We start from the raw sequence: 18,387 nt of genomic DNA on the forward strand, positions 1-18,387 counted from the left end.
GAGGGCTAATTATACTATTGAAAGCTCAATAGTATACGAATGCTTTTTTTTGATACTCTGAATTACCATCATTATCAGGTAACATAAGATCATTAATTTTATTTTATCAATATAAAGCAGATAACAATGACAGAAAATATCGCTTCTAAACTAAAAATACTGACTCAAGAATACGTCAATTTATGGCAACAAAAATCGGGTTTACCACCGGCAAGTCAGGATCTTTATGGTGTTCCATCCACTTGTATTACAAGAACAGGGGATGAAGTTATTTATTGGTTACCTCAGCCTTTTGTGGGGACTCATAAGTTAGAAAAAGTTGAAAAGGCAATGGGGATAACTATTCGCCCAGAGCTACATGACTATTTTAGTACTCAATATGCTGGTGATATGCAGGTTTGTTTTAGAAATATCAATTTTAGTTTGATTCAAATTTGGAGCGAAGAAGACTTTATTCGTTTGCAAGAGAACATGATAGGTCACCTTGTTACACAAAAGCGATTAAAGCTAACACCAACACTATTTATTGGCACAACAGATTCTGAGAAAGATATTATTTCTGTATGTAATGTTTCTGGTGAAGTTATTCTTGAAACCTTTGGTCAAAAGAAAAAAGAGACACTGGCAGAGGATCTCTTAGCGTTTCTATCAGAATTGACGCCAATTTTTGATGAATAATGTAATCTTTAACCTGTTTTTTATGTGAGATATATCTTACAAAATGAGTGTTATTTTTTGATTTAAGTATAACAATTTAAAAATAACATCTTATTTTTTCAGTAACAGCAATAAGTTAGTAATTAATTGCCGTTATTTATGAATTACAAAATTATATTGCTTTTGTGCTGTGGGTTGTTTGACTAACCAATTATTGGCATTCTACGTCTACCAACACAGGAACTGTTTGGTGACCGATATAACGTAAAGTAATCAAGGATGCAGGAAATAAGGATATTTCCATTAATGCAAGATAAGGACGAAGTATTAAGGATAGAATAAAACGGTCTTGCTAGGATGCATGTGTTGTACAGACAATCATATCTTCTTGTCTAAAAGGGGTTTCGACCCCTTTTATTTTTTTTGTTTTCTGCCAATCACTCACAATGTTATCCTTATTAATGTATTTTATATAAGGAATAACTGATGACACCTGAAGAACGCATTTTAGCCAAACTTTTACTCATCGAAGAAGAGATGAAAAAGATAACATTATGGCAATCAGAACCACCTTGTGATGGCGCTTTTGAAAGCAAAGAGCCTTTCTGTATTGATACCATGGCTGCTCATGAATGGTTGCAATGGATGTTAATCCCTCGTTTAGTCACCATGATTGAAAGTGAAATGCCATTACCTAATGCCTTCTCAATTTCACCTTATTATGAAGAAGCTTTTAAAGACGACAACACTCGTGATTACACTAATTTGTTAGTTCATTTACGTGAACTTGATACTCTTTTTGAATAATAAGGTAGATGATGCTGGATATTATTTATCAGGATGAATACCTTGTTGCGGTGAATAAACCCGCAGGATGGCTTGTTCACCGTAGTTGGCTTGATAGACATGAAACCGTATTTGTAATGCAAACATTGAGAGATCAAATAGGACAACATGTCTTCCCTGTACACCGGCTTGATAGACCAACTTCGGGCGTTTTACTTATGGCTCTCTCTTCTGATGTTGCAAGACAGCTTTCTCAATATTTTGAACAGCATAAAACAGAGAAGATTTATCATGCTGTAGTGAGAGGATATGTCGAAGAGCCATTATTGATAGATAGCCCATTGGTTGAAGAACTTGATAAAATTGCTGATAAATTTGCCACCCAGCCACCTCAAATTCAAGAGTGTGTAACACATTGCCAGCCTTTGGCCATCGTTGAAAAAGATGTCGCTATTGGTCGTTATCCGACATCACGTTTTAGTTTGCTTGAACTTCGCCCAGAAACAGGGCGTAAGCATCAGCTACGTCGACATATGACCCATATTCGTCACCCTATTATTGGTGATACTGCACATGGTGACTTACGACAAAATCGTGGTGTAGTAAATAATTTTCAATCTCATCGCTTGATGTTACACGCAAGCCATCTAAACTTAATTCATCCAATTACTGAGCAACCACTTAATTTAACAGCCAAATGGGATCTGCCATGGCAGCATCTGATCAACCAATTTGGCTGGCGTGGATTGAAACCAGAACTGGAACAATATGGCGATGATTTAGCCTGCCATTTTTAATTTGTTACGAACTGTAATTACTCCTTTCATACTGTGAGCATCAAGGTTTATTTATATAAACCTTGATATCTTGCGCAATTTATTTTCCTTCTTAATTATTTGTTAAATATATAGTTATTCGAATTGATAGAACTGCATGTTTTGAAACGTGACAGCTATCAACTATTCATACAATGATTTATTTTATCATGTGAAATAAATAGCGCTTATCATAAGATAAGTTAATGATATTTACCCACACTAGTACATCTAATTAAAAAATCAATAACACATACAAGCCACATTCCGGGAGTCTGCTCGATGTTCAAAAACCTATTTGTTGTTTTACAAAAAATCGGAAAATCCTTGATGTTACCGGTATCTGTACTGCCTATTGCCGGTATTTTATTAGGGGTTGGTTCTGCGGATCTTTCGTGGATCCCTACATCTGTTTCTCAAGTAATGGCTGAAGCTGGTGGCTCAGTGTTCTCTAATATGCCACTTATTTTTGCTATTGGTGTTGCGTTAGGTTTTACCAATAATGATGGTGTATCAGCACTTGCCTCGGTTGTTGCCTACGGGATTATGTCCAAAACCATGATTGTAGTTGCTCCATGGGTTCTTGGGCTTTCTGCTGCGGATATTGAAGCTCAACATTTAACTGATACTGGTGTTTTAGGTGGCATTATTGCGGGTGTTATTGCCGCGTCAATGTTTAACCGTTTTTACCGTATTAAATTACCTGAATATTTAGGATTCTTTGCAGGTAAGCGGTTTGTACCTATTATTTCAGGTTTAATTGCAATTTTTGTTGGTATTATTCTGGCTTTTATTTGGCCACCTATCGGCACCGCTATCCAACGTTTTTCTGAGTGGGCGGCGTATCAAAATCCTGCGGTAGCATTTGGTATCTATGGTGTTGTAGAACGTGCGTTAGTTCCATTTGGCTTACACCATATCTGGAATGTGCCGTTCCAAATGCAAGTGGGTGAATATGTGAATAGTGCAGGACAAGTCTTCCATGGTGATATTCCTCGCTATATGGCGGGTGACCCAACAGCAGGCATGTTATCAGGCGGTTTCTTATTTAAGATGTTTGGTTTACCTGCTGCAGCAATTGCTATTTGGCACTCAGCACGTCCTGAAAATCGTGTGAAAGTGGGGGGTATCATGATTTCGGCGGCATTAACTGCCTTTTTAACCGGTATCACTGAACCTATCGAATTCTCATTTATGTTTGTTGCACCAATTCTTTATGTGATCCACGCGATCCTTGCCGGACTTGCTTTTGTTATTTGTATCTTGCTTGGTATGCGTGATGGTACTAGCTTCTCTCATGGTTTAATTGATTTTATCGTTTTAAGTGGTAACAGTAGCAAACTTTATCTTTTCCCTATTATTGGTCTGCTTTATGCCGCAACTTATTACACTATTTTCCGTTTTCTTATTGTGAAGTTGAATCTGAAAACACCAGGACGTGAAGTTGAAGATAAAAATGAGAAACAAGCTGATAAAAGTGCAATGGGACAATCTTTAGTCGCTGCATTTGGTGGTAAAGATAATATCACTAACTTAGATGCTTGTATTACACGTTTACGTATCGGTGTAAAAGAGATTGATAAAGTTGATCGTGATGAACTGAAAAAACTCGGTGCCGCAGGGGTTGTGGTAGTGGGTTCTGGTATTCAAGCAATTTTTGGTCCTAAATCTGATAATTTAAAAACAGATATGGATGAATATATAAGGTCTTTGGATACTACTGAATAATAAATAGCACTCTTTTACTAAAAAAAACACGCTTAAATTTACTATTGAGCGTGTTTTTTTATATCATAATGCATGTGAATTAAACTCTTTTTTGAAATTATTAATCATTATTTTTATATATTCTTATCACAAATTATAATGATGAGGGTAAAAAAGATGAGAGTATTATTTGATGAATTAAAAAAAGTATCATCAATGAATGATAAAAAAGAAAATGTAAAATTTTTATTGTCGGATAGAATAATAAGTTCTTCTAATAAATTAGTTGAACATGATTTTTACATTCTAAAAGATAAGTATAACCGTATCTATATTGATAAAAATATTATTACTAATATAAAAAATGAACTAAAAATTGTTGTTGATTCTTACACTAAAAATAACCCTGAACATTTGAAAAAAATAGATAAAGCTAAAAGTAAGGAAAAAAAATCAAATAGTGATGGCTCGCCATTGGATAAAATAAAAGACACTATCAATTGTATGATTGATAAAACAAATTCTACGCCATTTAAAAATAAAATTTTTAATGCGGAAAATAGAAGTATTAATATTTTACTTGAGAAAAATAGATTTTCAGGAGTTAAGGTTAAATCTGCTAATAAACTGGTTGAAAAATTAAAAGATAAAACAATAGAATTAAATAAAGAATGTAATTTTCCTTTTGAATTAAATGATAATAATATGGTGTTAGTTAAGCTTGGTAATATGAAAATTGCTAGTAATAACGTTGAAGTTAAAAAGGAAATTGGAGATGAAAACATAATAAATAATAATTTTGGTATTAATAAAGAAAATAAATCAAATTGTTGTAAAGTGAATCTTCTGGAATTTGAAATGTTATTTAACTTCCTTGATGATAATATTAAGAAATTATATAAAACAGCAGTTAAATATAATAAATTTCTAGACCTTGAAAAAAATAATCATTTTTTAAATTTTGAAAGTGATAATAAAGAGTTATCCAAAAATATTAGAGAATTACTTCAAATAAAAAATGGTATTCTTTTTTCTGCTGAAAAGTCATGTGAAAAATATTCTTATTTTCATAATAATTACTCAAATTTGAATTTGTTTCATCAAAATTATGTTGATACTTCTAAGTCTGGTATTCTTGAGGGCGAAAATCAGCATGAATTGCTAGAAAATATAAAGAAAATAGAATCAAATAAAGAGTCTTTAGATTGGGAATTAAAACAAGTAAAACCTTTTTCTGATCTTTATGATGAATATGAAATTAAAATAAAAAAGGGACTTTCTAATTTAGTACCAAGCGACAAAAAAGTTAGTTGTGATTCAATCGGTGATGTTAGAGCTAAATTAAAAGAATGTGAAAATTTAATTGATACTTGTCTGAAAATAAAGAAAAAAAGTTTTTTATTTAAGGCGTATAGCTTCCTTTTTTTTTGGAAAAAGGATAACTCAACTAATCTTAAAGAAGGAATTATTAAATTATCATCTTATCTTGATTCATATGAGAAAATAAAACATAAATATTTTTCTATTAATGAAGTTTGTCTTATTGCAACTTCAAGGCTATCAAAAATGAATAATCCTAAAGGTTTTATTAGTTATTTATATGGTGAACGTAATATGTGGAAAAATTTCAAAGAGTCTCTTTTTAAAAAGGATGAGTAAATTTATTTTCTTGAGAATAAATTAAAAATCTTATATGTTTAAAGTTTAGTTTATTGGTTATCAAACAATATTAAGTGGACTAAATATTATGGCTAAAATCGGCATTTTTGTAGGTACTGTTTATGGCAATGCATTGGCGGTAGCTGAAGAAGCGCAGCGTATTTTGCTTGAGCATAAACATCAAGCCAATATTTATGAAGAAGGCACACTTGCTGATTGGCAAAAATATACCACCGTATTAATTATTACATCAACGACAGGGCAAGGGGATTTACCTGACACTATTGCGCCGTTATATCATGAGTTACGCGATAATGTTGGATATCAGCCCGCTTTAAATTATGGCTTAATTGCGTTGGGCGATAGTAGTTACGATAATTTTTGTGGTGGTGGTATGCAATTTGAAGCACTACTGCAAGAACATCAAGCTAAACGTATCGGTGAGATATTGAAAATTGATGGTATGGAAATCGCAGAACCTGAGATGTTTGCCATAGAGTGGTTAGAACACTGGGCTAAGCTATTAAATTAATATTTATTTTTTATCACTATGTTCAAAATAATATCTTATTAAAAATAACGCCGGATAATGATGCTCATTAGCGGCGTTATTTTTTGTATTAATCTAAAAAACTATTTTAGCTAAATTTTCAAAATGGCTTTTATCTCATCTATTAACGGCGAGTTAATTTTTCTAAATCTGATTCGATTTCAGCAATTTTATTGGCAACAACATGTTCTAGATGGCGAAGATCATCAAGAATTTTATGTTTCAAATCGACTTCAACTTGGTCGCGCTGGCAAATTTTATCTAATTCTTCAATTACATAACGTAAGTTAGTATTGATTTCATTAACTTCTTTAAAACCTTGACCTGATTGTCCATCAGAAATCGTTTTACGCTGACGTGGATATTTAAATTTTACGCTTTTAGCAAAAAACTCGCCTTTATCTTTGCGAAAATAGATTTTCAGAATATCGTTATTAGCTTCTTGGCGCAGAGAGTAGCGGTCAATATCTTCAGGATACGGGATCCCTAAATTTTTTAAATTATCGTACATATATTGGCACCTGACAGAGAGATGAATGAAAGAATAGCGAACAGAAATGATTCTATCCGCTGTTCTTATATTAGTCGATAGTTCTTAACAATTCATTAATGCCTACTTTTCCACGGGTTTTTGCATCTACTTTTTTTACAATAACCGCGCAGTAAAGGCTGTAGCTACCATCTTTAGACGGTAAATTGCCAGAAACAACAACAGAGCCAGCAGGAACACGACCATAATGCACTTCACCTGTCTCTCTGTCATAGATTTTGGTACTTTGACCGATATAAACACCCATCGAAATAACGGCACCTTCTTCGACTATCACCCCTTCAACAATTTCTGAACGAGCACCAATAAAGCAGTTATCTTCGATAATAGTTGGGTTTGCTTGTAGTGGCTCTAATACGCCACCAATACCTACACCACCGGATAAATGAACATTTTTACCTATTTGAGCACAAGAACCTACCGTTGCCCAAGTATCAACCATGCTTCCTTCATCAACATAAGCACCGATATTGACATAAGAAGGCATTAATACAGTATTTCGTGCGATATAAGCACCTTGTCTGACAGCCGCAGGAGGAACGACACGAAAACCCTCTTTTTCAAAGCGAGCTTGGTCATAATCTGCAAATTTCATTGGTACTTTATCGAAATAACGGCTTTCACTGCCATCAATCACTTGATTATGATTAATACGAAAAGAGAGCAGAACGGCTTTTTTTAACCATTGATGAGTCACCCACTGACCATTAATTTTTTCTGCAACGCGTAGTTTTCCGCTGTCTAAATGTGAAATAACAGTATTGATAGCTTCACGGATATGAGGCTCTACGTTATTTGGGGTGATATCAGCTCTGTGTTCAAATGCGTTATCGATAATAGATTGTAATGCTTGCATCAATAGTGTTTCCTATATGTATTGTCGTGGGTTCCTATATTTTATCCTTTGAAACTAGGGCTTTTGTCAACCTTTCTGCGACTTCATTCTTCATTTTTTGGTTTAATGCTTTATTTTCGCTATCAGTGAGAACAAATAAATCTTCAACGCGCTCACCAATGGTTGTTATTCTAGCGCCATGTAATGAAAGAGAAAGATCAGCAAAAACTTTACCTATAATGGCTAAAAGACCAGGGCGATCACGGGCAAAAAGTTCCATATAGGTGCGTTTATTATGATGTGAGGCAACAAAGTTAATTTTTGTTGGTACATCAAAATGACGTAATTTAGCGGGTAAAGTACGTGTTTTTGCATTGGAATTATAAGGTGCAGAGACAACTTGAATAAGGGCATTACGGATGGTGTTATATCGGTCAACAGCAAGTGGCTTGCCATTAGGTTCTAGCACCACAAAAGTATCCATTGCCATATTATCTCGGTTGGTAAATATTTGTGCATTATGAATATTTAGGTTTCGACGATCTAATTCACCTGCAACAGAGGCGAAAAGAGAAGGTCTATCAGCACACCAGATAAAGATCTCTGTACCACCATGAATCGTTTTTTGGCTAATAAGCACCATAGGGTCAGCACTATTATGTTCAACTAATGCCTGAGCATGCCAAGCTAGTTGTTCTGGTGTGTGACGTAAAAAATAGTCAGCGTGGCAACGACTCCATACTGTTTGAAGTTTTTCTTCATCAATCTGGTTTTCTTGCAAGATAGTTAGTGCTTGCAAACGGTGATGACGGATGCGTTCACGTAAATCAGGAATAGATTTCATCCCTTGGCGTAATTGATTTTCAGTGGAGAGAAAAAGCTCGCGTAATAAACTCTGTTTCCAACTATTCCATAAGCTGCTGTTAGTGGCACAGATATCTGCAACAGTTAAGCAAAGTAGATAGCGTAATCTACTCTCATTTTTAACTTCAGAGGCAAATTGAAAAATAACATCAGGATCTTGAATATCGCGTCGTTGAGCAGTTACAGACATAAGTAAGTGATGACTAACAAGCCATTCTACCAATGCAATTTCACGTTGATTAAAACCATGCTGTTGCGCAAAATCACCAATATCCTTCGCACCTAAAAGTGAGTGATCGCCTTGGCGACCTTTTGCTATATCATGAAACAGTGCTGCTAAGCGTAAAAGCTCAAGCTGCGGTAATTTAGGATAAATATCGACACAAAGTGGGTGTTTTGCACGATTTTCTGGGTTAGCAAAACTTTCTAGTTTTTGTAAAACTCGAATCGTATGTTCATCAACGGTATAAGCGTGAAAAAGGTCAAATTGCATCTGCCCAACGATATTATTCCATTGTGGAAAATAAGCACCTAATACACTATGTTTATGCATGGGAACAAAAGCGCCGGATACAGCACGAGGATGGCGTAGTATCTGCATAAACACTTGTCTTGCTAGTGGGTACTCACATAAGGGTTGTACAAGGTGTCTACGGGCATAACGTAAGTGACGTAACGTTGTAGAATAAATCCCCGTTATCTCTTCATGTTCAGCCATGCGTAAGAATAGCCGCATAATAACAATAGGGTCGTCAAGAAAGCAGCTTTCATCAATAACATCAATTAAAGAGCCTCTGAGTTGAAATTCACAATCTAGCGGGCGTGGTTTTACATTAGGTTGTAATGCTAAAATTGCTTCATCAAATAGCTGAAGTAGCATATCGTTTAATTCGCTGACTCGGCGAGTAACGCGATAATAATCCTTCATCATTTTTTCAACAGGTTGGTTGCCATCTCCAGTATAATCTAACAGTTGAGCAACACTTAATTGGCGGTCAAATAATAGGCGATTATCATAACGAGAAAGGACTAGATGAAGCGCAAACCGGATTCGCCATAGCGTATATTGGCACTCTAAAAGCTCTTGCCCTTCTGCTGGAGTTAAAAAACCAAAATTAACCATTTCAGCGACAGAAGTGGCACCAAAATGGCGGTGTGCAACCCAAATTAGTGTGTGTATATCTCGAAGCCCACCAGGGCTACTTTTTATATCTGGTTCGAGGTTATAGCTGGTGCTATGAAAACGTTGATGTCTCTGCTGTTGTTCTTCGACTTTTGCTGCAAAAAAGAGGGGGGATGACCAAAACCCTTGGCTAAAAATATGCTCAACCAATTGTTGATAGAGTGAGTGATTACCACAAATAAGGCGCGCTTCAAGGAGGTTTGTTGCAACAGTTAAGTCAGAAAGCCCTTCAAGTAGACACTCTTCCATCGTTCTGACACTCGCACCGACCTCAAGACGCACATCCCACAACAGCGTAATTAGCTTTCCAACAATATCTGCGGCTTCTGGTGATAATGGTTCATCACTTAAAAAAAGTAGGTCGATATCAGAAAGAGGATGTAATTCTTGTCTGCCGTAGCCACCAACAGCAACTATCGTGAGATCAGGATAATTTTCTAATTTACTATATCGCCAAAGTTGTGTCAGAAGTTCATCGATAAAATGACTACGAGCTTGAAGTAATAAAGCAACATCAGCATCATGATGAAAAGCATCAGCAAGCCATGACTGAAATTGTTCAATAGAGTGCTTAAGTTCAGTGCAATTTATTTCATTTTCAGTTAGCAAAAATGGGGAAGGTGGCGGTGTCTGAAATGCATTTTTGGTTATCATCATTAGTCTTCTTACTCAATGTTTGCATATGACATTAAGACTAATGTTAAAACGATAACCTGACTAGCAATTCTGTTATTCCATGGCGAAGAAAATAAAAAAAGCGACATATCTCGAAAAAATATGTCGCTATTACATTTTGAGTGAGCGTGTTTTATTCGTTAACTAAAACGGCAGAAATAAATGGCTCTTCTTCTTTGCGCAGTGTCATGATTTCACAGCCATTGTCTGTAACTACAAGGGTGTGCTCATATTGTGCAGACCAACCTCTATCTTTGGTTTTTACAGTCCAGCCATCTTTCATAGTACGAATACGGTAATCACCCGTATTTACCATTGGTTCAATGGTAAATGCCATACCTTTTTGTAGCACAACACCACTGTCATCAGCGTCGTAATGAAGAACTTGTGGCTCTTCGTGGAAACCTTCGCCAATGCCATGACCACAATATTCACGAACAACAGAAAAATCATGGCTTTCAACAAATTTTTGAATAGCTCGACCTAATTCACGTAAGCGAATTCCCGGTTTTACCATTTTAATTGCCAGATAAAGGCTTTCTTGTGTGATACGACATAAGCGTTCACCTTGAATTGTTGGTTTACCTACAATAAACATCTTGGAGGTGTCGCCATGAAAACCATCTTTAATCACAGTGACATCGATATTAACAATATCACCATCTTTAAGGACTTTATCTTCGCTAGGAATACCGTGGCAAATAACATCATTTACAGAAATACAAACCGATTTAGGAAAGCCATGATAGTTTAAGCAAGCTGGAATAGCTTGTTGTGCATTCACAATGTGTTCATGACAAATACGGTCTAATTCCCCGGTATTAACGCCAGGTTTTACATACGGTGCGATAATTTCAAGAACTTCTGCCGCAAGACGACCCGCGACGCGCATTTTTTGAATATCTTCTTCAGTCTTGATTACAATAGCCATTTGAGTTCTTCGTCTATATTAAAAGCCACAATACAGTGTATTGATAGATACGTTGTATTATAGGTAAATAAATTAAGGATGTGAGAAATAATTCTGATTACCATTTATGATATCAGCAGAAACTTTATGTGCCAATAAAGGGAATGAGTACAATCTGTATGATATCAGTCCAAATGACGAACATACGCCTTCTTGAGAGTGATGTCTTTTCATATTGCGCTTTTCTTGTTTAGTCTTATAGCTCTCTCTTTAACATTTTAATAGGGCTGTTTTCACTCTTTTTATTCATTTATGTAAATAGGCTTATTTTCATAAAGTAAGGAGTCTTATCTAACACGCTACCTAATTGATATCAGAATAATATTCCCCTCAATGCTGAGTCTAATGCGCTTTTTTATCGATATCTAAACCCCCCGTTTTACTTGAAATGTCCACTTATTAAAAGCAACTAATAGTGGTTTCCTAAGGTAATTTATGGTATAAAGCGCGCCGGAGTTCTGTTATTGCGTCACCATATTGGTGAGTGACAGAAAATCTGAAAAATTCAATTGTGTAAATTACACACACAAATCGACACATACGCCGGGGTGCTCTTATGTAAAGGTTAACCTTTACAGCCGATGAGTCGGTCGTATGGGGTTTGTGGACGAAATAACCCCAAACTTAATTTTATAGAGGTCTAAAATGGCAACTGTTTCAATGCGCGATATGCTGCAAGCCGGTGTTCACTTCGGTCACCAAACTCGTTACTGGAATCCAAAAATGAAACCTTTCATCTTTGGTTCGCGTAACAAAGTTCATATCATTAACTTGGAAAAAACTGTTCCAATGTTCAATGAAGCTCTGGTTGAACTGAACAAAATTGCTTCTCGTAAAGGCAAAATCCTGTTTGTTGGTACTAAGCGCTCTGCCGTTGAAGCTGTTAAAGAAGCAGCAGAAAGCTGTGACCAGTTTTTTGTAAACCACCGCTGGTTAGGCGGTATGCTGACTAACTGGAAAACTGTTCGTCAGTCAATCAAACGCCTGAAAGATTTAGAATCACAATCTCAGGACGGTACTTTCGACAAACTGACCAAGAAAGAAGCGTTAATGCGTTCTCGTGAACTTGGTAAGTTAGAAAACAGCCTGGGTGGTATCAAAGACATGGGCGGTTTACCTGACGCTCTGTTTGTTATCGATGCTGAACACGAACACATTGCTATCAAAGAAGCAAACAACCTGGGTATCCCAGTATTTGCTATCGTTGATACTAACTCTGATCCAGACGGTATCGACTTCATTATCCCTGGTAATGATGATGCAATCCGTGCGGTTAAATTATATCTGACCGCTGCAGCAACAGCTGTTCGTGAAGGTCGTTCTCAAGATCTGGCTGTTCAGGCTGAAGAAGGCTTAGTCGAAGCTGAATAATAAGGCACGCTCGTAAGAGCCCTTATTTAACCAGGTATTGCTATATATTGGTTAGGGGGCCTTCATAGGCCCCCTTTACACATCTGCTATGAGAACATCTATGGTTCACCATAGAAACGTCGAGGAATAAAACAAATGTCTGGAATTACCGCTGCTTTGGTAAAAGAACTGCGTGAACGTACTGGCGCAGGTATGATGGAATGTAAAAAAGCGCTGGTTGAAGCGAATGGTGATATCGAGTTAGCTATCGATAACATGCGTAAATCAGGTCAAGCAAAAGCGGCTAAAAAAGCAGGTCGCGTTGCAGCTGAAGGTATCATTCTTGCAGAAGTTGCTGCTGATGGTAAATTCGGTGCGCTGGTTGAACTGAACTGCGAAACAGACTTCGTAGCAAAAGATGCTGGCTTCATTGCTTTCGGTAAAGAAGTAATGGCTGCGGTATTAGCAGACAAAACTGACGATATCGAAGCACTGAAAGCAAAATTTGAAGAAGCACGTACTACTCTGGTTGCTAAAATCGGTGAAAACATCAACATTCGTCGTGTTGCTGTATTAGAAGCTGAAGAAATGGGTACTTACCTGCACGGTGCTCGTATTGGTGTTTTAGTTTCTGCTAAAGGCGCTAACGAAGAACTGATCAAACATATCGCTATGCACGTAGCTGCAAGCAAACCAGAATATGTTCGTCCTGAAGATGTTCCTGCTGATGTTGTTGAGCACGAACACCAAATTCAGATGGACATTGCAATGCAATCAGGTAAACCACGCGAAATCGCAGAAAAAATGGTTATCGGTCGCATGAACAAATTTACCGGTGAGATCTCTCTGACTGGTCAGCATTTCGTTATGGATCCAAGCAAAACTGTTGGCGAACTGCTGAAAGAAAACAATGCTGATGTTATCAACTTCGTTCGTTTTGAAGTGGGTGAAGGTATTGAGAAAGTTGAAGCTGACTTCGCAGCAGAAGTTGCTGCAATGAGCAAATAATAACGCTTTGCGTTTACAGAGCCGCCTGATGGCGGTTCTGTTTTGTTTAAATCTTCACTGGCTGTTTACTTCTTTTTGTTAAAAAGAAGGCTATCTAAAAACCTCCAATTAACTAATCTGCTTAGGACAGAACACCATGGCAACCAATGCAAAACCCGTATATCAGCGAATTTTATTAAAGCTGAGTGGCGAAGCCCTGCAAGGTGCAGAAGGCTTTGGTATTGATGCGAGCGTACTTGATCGCATGGCTCAGGAGATCAAAGAACTGGTTGAATTGGGTATACAAGTCGGTGTCGTAATTGGCGGTGGTAACTTGTTCCGTGGCGCAGGTCTTGCGGCGGCAGGTATGAACCGTGTTGTGGGTGACCACATGGGAATGCTCGCGACAGTAATGAATGGTTTAGCAATGCGTGACGCATTGCATCGTGCATATGTAAACGCACGCCTTATGTCAGCATTTCCACTAAATGGTGTCTGTGATAACTACAGTTGGGCAGAAGCAATTAGCTTATTACGCCATGGTCGAGTTGTAATTTTCTCGGCAGGTACTGGTAACCCGTTCTTTACCACCGATTCTGCTGCGTGTTTACGCGGTATCGAAATTGAAGCTGATGTCGTATTAAAAGCGACGAAAGTTGACGGTGTTTACTCAGCCGATCCAGCAAAAGAACCTGATGCAGTGCTTTATGAAAGCCTGACTTATCAGGAAGTGTTAGAACGTGAATTGAAAGTCATGGATCTTGCTGCATTCACATTAGCCCGAGACCATAATTTACCTATCCGTGTATTCAATATGAATAAAGCGGGTGCATTACGTCGGGTTGTAATGGGTGAAAGTGAAGGAACTTTGATTTCTCACGCTTAATACACAGAGACAACGGTATAATTTGGCGTTACCATCAAGAGTACGCCAATTCATTTATGTCGATATTTAAGATATCGACTGGAAGATAACCAGTTCCCAAGGGTTTATAACGTGATTAATGAAATCAAAAAAGATGCTCAAGAACGCATGGATAAAAGCGTTGAAGCACTAAAAAGTCAAATTAATAAAGTTCGTACTGGTCGCGCATCACCAAGCCTTTTAGATGGCATTGTTGTGGAATATTATGGCGCACCAACTCCATTAAACCAAGTTGCTAACGTTGTTGCAGAAGATGGCCGTACCCTGGCAATTACTGTATTCGACCGTAGCTTAGCACCGGCTGTAGAAAAAGCGATCATGGCATCAGATTTAGGTTTAAATCCTTCATCTGCTGGTACTATCATTCGTGTTCCACTGCCACCATTAACAGAAGAACGTCGTAAAGACTTAATTAAAGTTGTTCGTGGTGATGCTGAACAAGGTCGTGTTTCTGTTCGTAATATTCGTCGTGATGCGAATGATAAAATCAAAGCATTACTGAAAGATAAAGAAATCAGTGAAGATGACGAACGCCGTTCACAAGATGAAATTCAGAAATTAACTGATATGTTCATTAAAAAAATCGATGAATCATTAGCATTGAAAGAAGCTGAGTTAATGGAATTCTGATTTTTATTATCCTTTTTTGATAATGCCGCTTTTAAGCGGCATTATTTTTGGGATTTATCTGTGAGTTTGAGATTAATACCCTCGTTTTGTCACATTATTTATTAAAGTTATCATCTTTCATCCTCTTTTCTCTCACCATACTGATATAATTCTTTTTAATTAAAACGTTGTAGACATATAGACAGATTAATAAATGAAACAAATAACTATATTAGGCTCAACGGGGTCTATAGGTACAAGTACACTCTCCGTTATTGAAAATAATCCTGATGAATATCAGGTTCTTGCTTTAGCTGCAGGAAAAAACGCAAATATAATGGCGCAACAGTGTCTCTCCTTCAATCCTAAATTCGCAGTAATGGCAGATGAAAGCAGTGCTAAACAACTTAAGCAATTATTAGCCAATACACCATGCAAAACAGAAGTTTTATCCGGTAATAATGCAATTAATGAAATTGCTGCATTGGATGAAGCGGATCAAGTTATGTCAGCAATTACGGGCGTTGCAGGTTTAAAACCAACGCTTGCTGCAATAGAAAAAGGCAAGCGTATCTTATTAGCGAATAAAGAGTCGTTAATTACAAGTGGACGTCTTTTCTTTGATGCAGTTGCTAAATATGGTGCAAAAGTATTACCCATTGATAGTGAGCATAATGCTATCTATCAAAGCCTACCAAAAGCAATTCAAGAAAATCTAGGTCATGCCTCTTTAGATATTGAAGGTGTTACTAGTATTTTATTAACCGGTTCTGGCGGTCCTTTTCGTTATACGCCATTAGAAGCACTTGATGCGATGACGCCTGATCAAGCATGTGCGCATCCAAATTGGTCAATGGGGCGTAAGATTTCTGTCGATTCTGCAACCATGATGAATAAAGGGCTAGAATATATAGAGGCTCGTTATTTCTTTAATGCTTCAGAAAAAGAGATGGAAGTGATTATTCATCCTCAATCTGTAATTCATTCAATGGTTCGTTATCGTGATGGCAGTATTATCGCTCAAATTGGTGAGCCCGATATGAGAACGCCAATTGCTTATTCGATGGCTTATCCTCACCGCACGCAATCAGGTGCAAAAGCATTAGACTTTTTTGAGATTCAGTCTTTGGAGTTTATACGCCCAGACTATCAGCGTTACCCTTGTTTAGCTCTGGCAATAGAGGCATCGAAAAGAGGTCAAGCATCAACAACAGTATTAAATGCTGCTAATGAAGTTGTCGTTGATGCATTTTTACACGAAAAAGTGAAATTTACTGATATTGCTAAAATTAATCGCAAAGTCGTTGAACATTTTGACCTATTAGAGCCTCAAAGTATCGATGATGTTTTAGAAATTGATAGATTGGCAAGGTTAGAAACTAATCAGATCATCGCCCAATTTGTATAATGGTCATTATATTTAATATAGGGTGTTTGTTCGTCTTTCTGGCTAATGGTATAGTTGCCGAATCACTAAAGACAATAATGAAAATTAACAGTTCATTACTAAAGCAACCGCTTTAGCAACTTTGAGGCTTTGCCAAAAGCCGTGGATTACACGGTTTTTTTTGTGCATAGGGTATCCGAAGAGGACTGTCTGTATCAGTATCAGATTAGCAAAGGGTTAAATTGAGTGAACTTATCCAGTGACGATTCATCCGCATCAAAACCAAAGCACATAGCTATCATTATGGATGGCAATGGACGCTGGGCTAAAAAGCAAGGGAAACTCCGAGTAACGGGGCATCGCGCGGGAATTAAAGCAGTTAGAGATGCAGTCAGCTTTTCCGTAAAACATAAAATTGAATCACTCACGTTATATGCGTTTAGTAGTGAAAACTGGAACAGACCAGAACAGGAAGTTAGTTCTCTAATGGAATTATTTGTGTTTGCTTTAGACAATGAAGTAAAAAGCTTACATAAACACAATGTTAAACTCACGGTAATCGGCGATATCAGCCGTTTTAGCCGTCGCTTACAAGATAGAATTAAAAGCTCTGTTGCGTTGACGGCAAGCAATACAGGATTAAATTTAAATATTGCGGCTAATTATGGTGGGCGATGGGATATTACCCAAAGTGTACAGCATTTAGCGGCATCCCTCGCAAAAGGGGAAATTAGTCTTGAAGAAATTAACGAAAAAACGATATCTTCACACCTCTGTTTGCATAATCAGCCTGATGTTGACTTGGTTATTCGCACTGGTGGCGAACATCGTATAAGCAATTTTCTTATTTGGCAGATTGCTTATGCTGAGCTCTATTTTACGCAGGTTCTATGGCCTGATTTTGATGAACAAGTTTTTCAGAATGCACTTGATGCTTTTGCTAAACGGGAAAGACGTTTCGGTGGTACTACATCAGAAACAGATACTGTAAATCTGGGAGGATAACTTGCTTAAGTATCGTGTCATTACCGCATTAATTTTAATCCCTATTGTTATTGCAGCACTATTTCTTCTTCCTCCTGCAGGTTTTGGATTAGTGATTATTGCCATATCGGGCTTAGCTGGATGGGAATGGGCTCAATTTATAGGCTGGCATTCACAAGGTAAACGTGTAGCGACTGGGATTGGTTTTGCTGCATTATTGCTTGTTATGCAATTTACCTTACCTGATTTTAATCACCTACTTGACACTCCTATGATAAAAAATGGTTTGTGGGCAGGATTAATCTGGTGGGTTGCCGCAATATTATTAGTTGTAAGTTATCCGAATTCAGCCAATATGTGGAAAAATTCAGTTTTTATTAAGCTATTGTTCGGTATATTGACGATTGTTCCTTTTTATTGTGGCATGATGGCTTTGCGCATGTTTGGTTACAGTGCTAACTCTTATACAGGCGCTTGGTGGTTACTCTATGTCATGTTGTTAGTTTGGGCAGCAGATTCAGGCGCTTATGCCTTTGGTCGCTTAATGGGTAAACATAAAATGGCACCTAAAGTATCACCAGGTAAAACCTTAGAGGGATTAATTGGTGGTTTAATTACAGCGGGTGTTGCTTCTTGGTTATTTACTTATTTTGCACCAGTAACAGATGTACCTAACCATCTACTGTTAATCTCAGGTGTTGTTGTCATTGTTTCTGTATTTGGTGATCTTGCTGAAAGTATGTTTAAACGTGTATCAGGTATTAAAGACAGCAGCCAATTAATTCCAGGTCATGGTGGTGTTCTTGATCGAATTGATAGTTTAACGGCAGCTATTCCAGTATTTGCAGGATTAGTATTTCTGATTTCTTCTGGCTTTAAACTATAAAAGGTAAG

Annotated in this window: 17 protein-coding genes; 13 read left to right on the top strand and 4 right to left on the bottom strand. The window is 37.1% G+C overall.

Annotated features, from left to right (window positions below; genetic code table 11):
• The first annotated feature begins 126 nt into the window (after window positions 1-126).
• The 6 genes from syd to ABN099_RS15950 all read left to right on the top strand — a co-directional run bounded on the left by syd (window position 127) and on the right by ABN099_RS15950 (window position 6,156).
• A complete protein-coding gene (gene syd, locus ABN099_RS15925) occupies window positions 127-678 on the top strand; it encodes a SecY-interacting protein (protein WP_349465116.1) in 552 nt (183 codons plus the stop codon).
• A gap of 465 nt (window positions 679-1,143) precedes the next feature.
• Complete coding sequence (locus ABN099_RS15930; RefSeq protein WP_349465118.1) at window positions 1,144-1,464, top strand: YqcC family protein; 321 nt, start codon at window positions 1,144-1,146, stop codon at window positions 1,462-1,464.
• Window positions 1,465-1,475: 11 nt separating this feature from the next.
• Entirely contained in the window at window positions 1,476-2,240 is a 765-nt protein-coding gene (gene truC, locus ABN099_RS15935; RefSeq protein ID WP_349465195.1) for a tRNA pseudouridine(65) synthase TruC, read from the top strand.
• 300 nt (window positions 2,241-2,540) lie between these two features.
• Window positions 2,541-3,986, top strand: a complete 1,446-nt coding sequence (gene ptsG / locus ABN099_RS15940; protein WP_349465120.1) for a PTS glucose transporter subunit IIBC — start codon at window positions 2,541-2,543, stop codon at window positions 3,984-3,986.
• 156 nt (window positions 3,987-4,142) lie between these two features.
• On the top strand, window positions 4,143-5,624 hold the full coding sequence (locus tag ABN099_RS15945) for a hypothetical protein (protein WP_349465122.1): 1,482 nt from the start codon (window positions 4,143-4,145) through the stop codon (window positions 5,622-5,624).
• Between the two features lie 88 nt (window positions 5,625-5,712).
• Entirely contained in the window at window positions 5,713-6,156 is a 444-nt protein-coding gene (locus ABN099_RS15950; protein ID WP_100158758.1) for a flavodoxin, read from the top strand.
• Window positions 6,157-6,298: 142 nt separating this feature from the next.
• Here the strand turns inward: ABN099_RS15950 and ABN099_RS15955 are convergent, their stop codons facing one another.
• The 4 genes from ABN099_RS15955 to map all read right to left on the bottom strand — a co-directional run bounded on the left by ABN099_RS15955 (window position 6,299) and on the right by map (window position 11,212).
• Entirely contained in the window at window positions 6,299-6,685 is a 387-nt protein-coding gene (locus ABN099_RS15955; RefSeq protein ID WP_349465124.1) for a DUF3461 family protein, read from the bottom strand.
• Window positions 6,686-6,755: 70 nt separating this feature from the next.
• Window positions 6,756-7,580, bottom strand: coding sequence for a 2,3,4,5-tetrahydropyridine-2,6-dicarboxylate N-succinyltransferase (gene dapD / locus ABN099_RS15960; RefSeq protein ID WP_349465126.1), 825 nt, complete (start codon window positions 7,578-7,580; stop codon window positions 6,756-6,758).
• Window positions 7,581-7,614: 34 nt separating this feature from the next.
• On the bottom strand, window positions 7,615-10,260 hold the full coding sequence (gene glnD, locus ABN099_RS15965) for a bifunctional uridylyltransferase/uridylyl-removing protein GlnD (protein ID WP_349465197.1): 2,646 nt from the start codon (window positions 10,258-10,260) through the stop codon (window positions 7,615-7,617).
• Between the two features lie 154 nt (window positions 10,261-10,414).
• A complete protein-coding gene (gene map / locus ABN099_RS15970; protein WP_349465128.1) occupies window positions 10,415-11,212 on the bottom strand; it encodes a type I methionyl aminopeptidase in 798 nt (265 codons plus the stop codon).
• 684 nt (window positions 11,213-11,896) lie between these two features.
• Here map and rpsB point away from each other — a divergent pair.
• The 7 genes from rpsB (at window position 11,897) to cdsA (ending at window position 18,379) form a co-directional block, all read left to right on the top strand.
• Window positions 11,897-12,622 carry a 30S ribosomal protein S2 gene (rpsB, locus tag ABN099_RS15975; RefSeq protein WP_349465130.1) on the top strand — a complete coding sequence of 242 codons (726 nt, stop codon included), beginning with the start codon at window positions 11,897-11,899 and terminating at the stop codon, window positions 12,620-12,622.
• Window positions 12,623-12,757: 135 nt separating this feature from the next.
• On the top strand, window positions 12,758-13,609 hold the full coding sequence (gene tsf / locus ABN099_RS15980; RefSeq protein ID WP_349465132.1) for a translation elongation factor Ts: 852 nt from the start codon (window positions 12,758-12,760) through the stop codon (window positions 13,607-13,609).
• Between the two features lie 136 nt (window positions 13,610-13,745).
• A complete protein-coding gene (gene pyrH / locus ABN099_RS15985; RefSeq protein WP_349465134.1) occupies window positions 13,746-14,474 on the top strand; it encodes a UMP kinase in 729 nt (242 codons plus the stop codon).
• A gap of 111 nt (window positions 14,475-14,585) precedes the next feature.
• Entirely contained in the window at window positions 14,586-15,143 is a 558-nt protein-coding gene (frr, locus tag ABN099_RS15990) for a ribosome recycling factor (protein WP_349465136.1), read from the top strand.
• Window positions 15,144-15,336: 193 nt separating this feature from the next.
• The gene (gene ispC, locus ABN099_RS15995; protein WP_349465138.1) at window positions 15,337-16,530 is read left to right on the top strand and encodes a 1-deoxy-D-xylulose-5-phosphate reductoisomerase; all 1,194 of its coding nucleotides are present in this window, start codon (window positions 15,337-15,339) and stop codon (window positions 16,528-16,530) included.
• 282 nt (window positions 16,531-16,812) lie between these two features.
• Complete coding sequence (uppS, locus tag ABN099_RS16000; protein ID WP_432807518.1) at window positions 16,813-17,514, top strand: polyprenyl diphosphate synthase; 702 nt, start codon at window positions 16,813-16,815, stop codon at window positions 17,512-17,514.
• A gap of 1 nt (window position 17,515) precedes the next feature.
• On the top strand, window positions 17,516-18,379 hold the full coding sequence (cdsA, locus tag ABN099_RS16005; RefSeq protein ID WP_349465142.1) for a phosphatidate cytidylyltransferase: 864 nt from the start codon (window positions 17,516-17,518) through the stop codon (window positions 18,377-18,379).
• The last annotated feature ends 8 nt before the right edge of the window (window positions 18,380-18,387 follow it).

The sequence above is a fragment of the Proteus hauseri genome (assembly GCF_040139125.1).
GTDB lineage: Bacteria > Pseudomonadota > Gammaproteobacteria > Enterobacterales > Enterobacteriaceae > Proteus > Proteus hauseri_B.

Excerpts from the sequence above, each read along its gene's own strand:
- syd (WP_349465116.1), top strand. The coding sequence starts at position 127 with ATGACAGAAAATATCGCTTCTAAACTAAAAATACTGACTCAAGAATAC.
- ABN099_RS15930 (WP_349465118.1), top strand. The coding sequence starts at position 1,144 with ATGACACCTGAAGAACGCATTTTAGCCAAACTTTTACTCATCGAAGAA.
- truC (WP_349465195.1), top strand. The coding sequence starts at position 1,476 with ATGCTGGATATTATTTATCAGGATGAATACCTTGTTGCGGTGAATAAA.
- ptsG (WP_349465120.1), top strand. The coding sequence starts at position 2,541 with ATGTTCAAAAACCTATTTGTTGTTTTACAAAAAATCGGAAAATCCTTG.
- ABN099_RS15945 (WP_349465122.1), top strand. The coding sequence starts at position 4,143 with ATGAGAGTATTATTTGATGAATTAAAAAAAGTATCATCAATGAATGAT.
- ABN099_RS15950 (WP_100158758.1), top strand. The coding sequence starts at position 5,713 with ATGGCTAAAATCGGCATTTTTGTAGGTACTGTTTATGGCAATGCATTG.
- ABN099_RS15955 (WP_349465124.1), bottom strand. The coding sequence starts at position 6,685 with ATGTACGATAATTTAAAAAATTTAGGGATCCCGTATCCTGAAGATATT.
- dapD (WP_349465126.1), bottom strand. The coding sequence starts at position 7,580 with ATGCAAGCATTACAATCTATTATCGATAACGCATTTGAACACAGAGCT.
- glnD (WP_349465197.1), bottom strand. The coding sequence starts at position 10,260 with ATGATAACCAAAAATGCATTTCAGACACCGCCACCTTCCCCATTTTTG.
- map (WP_349465128.1), bottom strand. The coding sequence starts at position 11,212 with ATGGCTATTGTAATCAAGACTGAAGAAGATATTCAAAAAATGCGCGTC.
- rpsB (WP_349465130.1), top strand. The coding sequence starts at position 11,897 with ATGGCAACTGTTTCAATGCGCGATATGCTGCAAGCCGGTGTTCACTTC.
- tsf (WP_349465132.1), top strand. The coding sequence starts at position 12,758 with ATGTCTGGAATTACCGCTGCTTTGGTAAAAGAACTGCGTGAACGTACT.
- pyrH (WP_349465134.1), top strand. The coding sequence starts at position 13,746 with ATGGCAACCAATGCAAAACCCGTATATCAGCGAATTTTATTAAAGCTG.
- ispC (WP_349465138.1), top strand. The coding sequence starts at position 15,337 with ATGAAACAAATAACTATATTAGGCTCAACGGGGTCTATAGGTACAAGT.
- uppS (WP_432807518.1), top strand. The coding sequence starts at position 16,813 with ATGGATGGCAATGGACGCTGGGCTAAAAAGCAAGGGAAACTCCGAGTA.